This window comes from Neisseria sp. P0021.S006, assembly GCF_051956895.1.
On sequence record NZ_JBQCWZ010000671.1, the window covers coordinates 1 to 749 of the forward strand.

Here is a 749-nt window from a genome sequence, read left to right on the forward strand (position 1 = left end):
CCATTAATTAACAACATCAAATCGCCGCGCTGCTTAGGGTATAAATCCGAACGGGGAGTAAATTGGGGCTGCTGGGCAATTTGATAGCGGCTTTTGCCGGCAGAAATTTCCTCACGGTCGAAAATATCCAGCGACACTTCCTTGCCGAAATGACGGCTTGCCTCATTTTCCCGCTTGATGGCCACCGTTTTGCCGTTGATAAAGCCGTTTAACGCATAAGGCGTTTTCAATGCCTGCACCTGCTCCAGAATCTGGTTCATTTCCGAGCGGAGCAACGGCACATCGAGCTTGTCGATATGTTGGTTGGTTTTATCCAAATGCGCCTGCCAGTTGGCAATCAAATCTTCTTCGGCGGGGTGGCGCAACACTTCCTTTTCCCAGCTTTTGGTGGCCAGCAGGGCAATCAGTGCGTTTTCAAAATCAGCTTCTTTATTAAACATTCTTTTTCTCCGTAAGGGCGCTACCACAATTTTTCAGACGGCCTCAATCATGGGCAGGAACGCCCGCCCTACACCAACATGGCCGCTAACAGCCCTTTTTTGAGTTGGTTTAATTTTTCGACTTCCGCCGACTGTAAGGCAATAGTTTCGTCTAATTGGCGGAAGAAATTACCGATTTGGGTTTGTTCTTTGAGAGATGGCACAAAAAATTCCATTTGCGATAATGTATTTTTAGATATTTCTAAAAATGTCGAGCCAGACGCATTTTTTAAAGCATAGTCTTTAATTTTAAATCCCATGGTATAGAGA

The 749-nt window shown here is 45.4% G+C and carries 1 protein-coding gene and 1 pseudogene; both read right to left on the bottom strand.

Annotation, left to right across the window (positions count from 1 at the left end; all coding sequences use genetic code 11):
- A pseudogene (locus ACTHUM_RS16380) lies at positions 1-440 on the bottom strand (type I restriction endonuclease subunit R); the annotation flags it as partial.
- A 68-nt stretch (positions 441-508) separates the two neighbouring features.
- Positions 509-749: restriction endonuclease subunit S (locus ACTHUM_RS16385; protein ID WP_440403477.1), on the bottom strand; the 241-nt coding region annotated here is incomplete at its 5' end.